Genomic DNA, 4,754 nt, shown 5'->3' with positions numbered 1-4,754 from the left:
CGGTCGGGGAGGGCGGGCTGGATCATATGCGGACGGTAGGGCTCCGTCGGCAGGACGAACCGTTCCGTCGCCGGAGGCTTCCTACGATCGAGCTACGGTCGCACCCACGGTCACACCCCGGGCAGCCCCGCTCCCTCCATCAGCCCCGTCACCTCGGTCCCCGCCGGCGTCAGCAGGAACACGTTGCGGTCCACCCGGTGCATCCCGCTCGCCAGGCCGAAGACGACGCCCGTGCTGAAGTCGAGGACCCGCTTCGCGACCTCGCTCTCCGCGCCGGTGAGGTCGAGGAGGACGGGGACGCCCGCCATCAGCCGCTCGGCGACGTCACGGGCGTCGGCGAAGACGTTGACGCGCAGGACGACGAAACGGCGTCGGGTCTCCGTCTCGGCCTCGGGTATGGACCGGTGGCCGACGGAGGACGGCCAGGCGTCCCGGCCTCGCAGCGGCACGACCTGGGCGAGCCCTTCCCACTGTTCGTCGGTGACATCGTGGCTGTTCACCGGCATGCTCCGTCCTGGCTCGCACTCGCTGTCTGCATCGGGCAATTCTTGCGCAGAGTCACCCGTTCGGCCCAACAGCGACACGCTCCGCGACCTCAATGCACCTCACAACCGCCGGAAGGCGGCTGTGTGACGGGCGTAACTGCTCGTGATCAAGTGATGTGACACCTGCGTAACGGGACGTTCGTACCGTCGACGGCATGACCACGACCCCCCGGCCGCAGCAGGAGACGCAGCGGGTGCGCACCGTCTGCTCGTACTGCGGTGTGGGCTGCGGCCTCGTGCTGGATGTCGGGGCGGGTCCGGACGGGCGGCGCAAGGTCCTGAAGGCGTCGGGTGACAAGGCTCACCCCGCGAACGCGGGCCGGCTGTGCACCAAGGGCGCGACCACCGCCGACATGCTCGCCGCGCCCGGGCGGCTGACCGGGGCACTCATGCGGGGCGGCCGGGGCGAGGAGGCCCTCCCGGCACCCGTGGCCCACGCGATCGCCGAGACCGCCGCGCGGCTGCGGGCGATCGTCGACGAGCACGGGCCGGACGCGGTCGCCTTCTACGTCTCCGGGCAGATGAGCCTGGAGGCGCAGTACCTGGCGAACAAGCTGGCCAAGGGGTTCGTCGGGACGAACCGGATCGAGTCGAACTCACGGCTGTGCATGGCGAGCGCGGGCACCGGCTACAAGCTGTCGCTGGGTGCGGACGGGCCGCCCGGGTCGTACGAGGACTTCGACCGGGCGGATGCCTTCCTCGTCATCGGGTCGAACATGGCCGACTGCCATCCGATCCTGTTCCTGCGGATGATGGAGCGGGTCAAGGCGGGCGCCAAGTTGATCGTCGTCGACCCGAGGCGGACCGCGACCGCCGCGAAGGCCGACCTGTTCCTCCAGGTCAGGCCCGGTACCGACCTCGCGTTGCTGAACGGCCTGCTGCATCTGCTGCTGGAGAACGGGCACACGGACCCGGAGTTCGTCGCGGACCACACCGAGGGCTGGGAGGAACTGCCCGGGTTCCTCGCCGAGTACCACCCGGCCGCCGTCGCCGAGATCACCGGCCTCGACGAGGGCGGCCTGCGTGAGGCGGCCCGGATCATCGGCACGGCCGGGAAGCGGTGGATGAGCTGCTGGACCATGGGGCTCAACCAGTCCACCCACGGCACCTGGAACACCAACGCCCTGATCAATCTGCATCTGGCGACGGGAGCGATCTGCCGTCCGGGTGCCGGGCCGTTCTCCCTGACCGGGCAGCCCAACGCCATGGGCGGGCGCGAGATGGGCTACATGGGGCCGGGGCTGCCGGGGCAGCGGTCGGTGCTCGTCGCGCAGGAGCGGGCCTTCACCGAGGAGGTGTGGGAGCTGCCGCCCGGGACGCTGCGGGCCGACGGGGCCGGGCAGGGCACGGTCGACATGTTCCGGCGGATGGCCGGCGGGGAGATCAAGGCCTGCTGGATCGTCTGCACCAACCCGGTCGCCTCGGTCGCCAATCGCCGCACCGTCATCGAAGGTCTTGAGGCCGCCGAGTTCGTCGTCACCCAGGACGTGTTCGCGGACACCGAGACGAACGCGTACGCCGATGTCGTCCTGCCGGGTGCGATGTGGACCGAAGCCGAGGGCGTCTTCGTCAACAGCGAGCGCGGCCTCACCCTGACCCGGCCGGCCGCGGACCCGCCCGGGGAGGCGATGGCCGACTGGCGGATCATCGCGGAGGTGGCGTGCGCGATGGGCTACGAGAAGGGATTCTCCTACGACAGCGCCGAGCAGGTCTTCGAGGAGATCCGGCGGTTCTGGAACCCGAAGACCGGGTGGGACCTGCGCGGGGTGTCCTACGAGCGGCTGCGCGAGACGCCCGTGCAGTGGCCGGCCGCGCGGGAGGACGGGCCGGAGCGCAATCCGATCCGGTACGTGGACGACGGAGGGCTGCGTTTTCCGACCGCTTCCGGGCGGGCCGCCTTCTTCGCGCGGCCGCATCTGCCCGCCGCGGAGATGCCGGACGACGACTATCCGTTCGTGCTCAGCACCGGGCGGGTGCAGCACCAGTGGCACACGCTCACCAAGACCGGGAAGGTCGCCAAGCTCACCAAGCTGAACCCCGGGCCGTTCGTCGAGATGCACCCCGCGGACGCCTCGGCGCTCGGCGTCGCCGACGGCGATCTCGTGGAGGTCGCCTCGCGGCGCGGGCGGGCCGTGCTGCCGGCGGTGGTGACGGACCGGGTGCGGCCCGGGTGCTGCTTCGCGCCGTTCCACTGGAACGACCTGTTCGGCGAGTACCTCAGCATCAACGCGGTGACGAGCGACGCGGTGGATCCGCTGTCGTTCCAGCCGGAGTTCAAGGTGTGCGCGGTGTCGCTGGCGAAGGTGGCGGCACCCGCACCGGAGACGGCCCCGGCCCTGACGCCCACGGCCCTGACGCCCTCGGCCGTGACGCCGGGCGGCGCTAACCCCTTCGGCCTCGACCCCTCCCCTCCCCCGGTGCTCTCCGCGCAGGAGCGCCGGTACCTCACCGGCTTCCTCGCCGGGCTCGGCTCGGGCGCCCCCGGGGTGCCGGTGCTGCCGCCCGACGCGCCCTTCTCCCCCGAGCACGCGCTGTGGGTGAACGGGGTCCTCGCCGGCATGTACTCACGGACCGGGGCCGCCGTGCCGCAGGAGCGGTCCGGACGGGAGGTCGTCGTGCTCTGGGCCTCGCAGACCGGGAACGCGGAGGAGTTCGCCGGCGCCACCGCCGAACGGCTGACCTCGACGGGGCACCGTACGACCCTCGTCGGCATGGACGACGCCGATGTCGGGGCGCTCGCCCGCACCGCGGACCTGCTGTTCATCACCAGCACCTTCGGGGACGGCGACGCACCCGACAACGGTTCCGGCTTCTGGGACGCGCTGCGCGGCGAGCAGGCCCCTCGGCTGGACGGGGTGCGGTACGCCGTGCTGGCCTTCGGCGACTCCTCCTACGACGACTTCTGCGGGTACGGGCGGCGGCTGGACGCGCGCCTCGACGAGCTGGGCGGGGTGCGGCTGGCCCCGCGTACGGACTGCGAGCCGGACTTCGAGCCGTCCGCCGGGGAGTGGCTCGACCAGGTGCTGTCGGCGCTGGGCGAGAGGACTGCCGCGCCGGCCGGGAGGCCCGGGACGAGGTCCAAGCCCGTCACCACAGCCCGGCTGGTCGGCAACCGGCTGCTCAGCGGGGCGGGTGCGGGCAAGGAGGTCCGGCGGTTCACCTTCGACACGAGCGGGACGGACCTGGCGTACGAGGCCGGCGACGCGCTCGGTGTGCGGCCGGTCAACGCGCCCGCCCTCGTGGAGGAGTGGCTGGCGGTGACCGGGGTGGACGCCGGGTCGGCCGTGGTGGTCGACGGTGTCGGTGAGGTGCCGCTCGGAGAGGCCCTGCACCGGCATCTCGACATCACCCGGATCACCCCCGACCTGCTCCGCTTCGTCGCTGAACGCGCCCGGGACAAGCACGAGTTGCGCAGACTGCTGCGGCCGGACAACAAGGACGGGCTGGCCCGGTGGAGCTGGGGGCGGCAGGCCGTGGACGTGCTCGCCGAGTACGCGGTACGGGCGGGCGCCGAGGAGTGGGCCGGGGTGCTGCGCAGGCTCCAGCCACGGCTGTACTCCATATCGTCCAGTCCACTGGCCGATCCCCACCGGGTGTCGCTGACGGTGTCCGTGGTGCGGTACGAGAACCTGCGCGGCCGGGCGCGCGGCGGGGTCTGCTCGCCGTACCTCGCGGACGCCCGACCGGACACGGAGGTGCCGGTGTTCGTGCAGCGCTCACCGCACTTCCGGCCCCCGGCCGACGCGTCGACGCCGATGGTCATGGTCGGCCCGGGCACCGGAGTGGCGCCCTTCGTGGGCTTCCTCCAGGAGCGGCGGGCGCTCGGCCACCACGCCCCCAACTGGCTGTTCTTCGGTGAGCAGCACCGGGCGACGGACTTTTACTACGAGGACGAACTGACGGCGCTGCGCGACGAGGGCACCCTCACGCGGCTGGACACCGCCTTCTCCCGGGACCAGCGGAACAAGGTGTACGTGCAGGACCGGATGCGCGAGCACGGGCCGGAGCTGTGGCACTGGCTGCGTGACGGGGCCCGCTTCTACGTCTGCGGCGACGCCTCCCGGATGGCGAAGGACGTGGACCGGGCGCTGCGGGACATCGCGATGACGCACGGCGGACTGGGCGAGGCGGAGGCCGCCGCGCATTTGAAGCAACTCGCGGCGGACAAACGGTACGTGCGAGACGTGTACTGACCGGAGGGGCCGGAGG

General features: G+C 72.0%; 2 protein-coding genes. One reads left to right on the top strand and one right to left on the bottom strand.

Annotated features, from left to right (window positions below):
* Positions 1–110: 110 nt before the first annotated feature.
* On the bottom strand, positions 111–506 hold the full coding sequence (locus C1J00_RS38375; protein WP_102913516.1) for a cell division protein SepF: 396 nt from the start codon (positions 504–506) through the stop codon (positions 111–113).
* Between the two features lie 194 nt (positions 507–700).
* On the opposite strand from C1J00_RS38375, the gene C1J00_RS38370 reads away from it, so the two are divergent.
* Positions 701–4,738, top strand: a complete 4,038-nt coding sequence (locus C1J00_RS38370) for a bifunctional nitrate reductase/sulfite reductase flavoprotein subunit alpha (RefSeq protein ID WP_102913515.1) — start codon at positions 701–703, stop codon at positions 4,736–4,738.
* The last annotated feature ends 16 nt before the right edge of the window (positions 4,739–4,754 follow it).

Origin of the sequence: Streptomyces cahuitamycinicus (genome assembly GCF_002891435.1) — a bacterium.
Taxonomy (GTDB): domain Bacteria; phylum Actinomycetota; class Actinomycetes; order Streptomycetales; family Streptomycetaceae; genus Streptomyces; species Streptomyces cahuitamycinicus.
The sequence above is the reverse complement of the archived record's forward strand: the minus strand, read 5'-3'. Positions and strand labels throughout refer to the sequence as shown.

Coding starts and splice junctions, on each gene's coding strand:
- C1J00_RS38375 (WP_102913516.1), bottom strand. CDS start 506: ATGCCGGTGAACAGCCACGATGTCACCGACGAACAGTGGGAAGGGCTC.
- C1J00_RS38370 (WP_102913515.1), top strand. CDS start 701: ATGACCACGACCCCCCGGCCGCAGCAGGAGACGCAGCGGGTGCGCACC.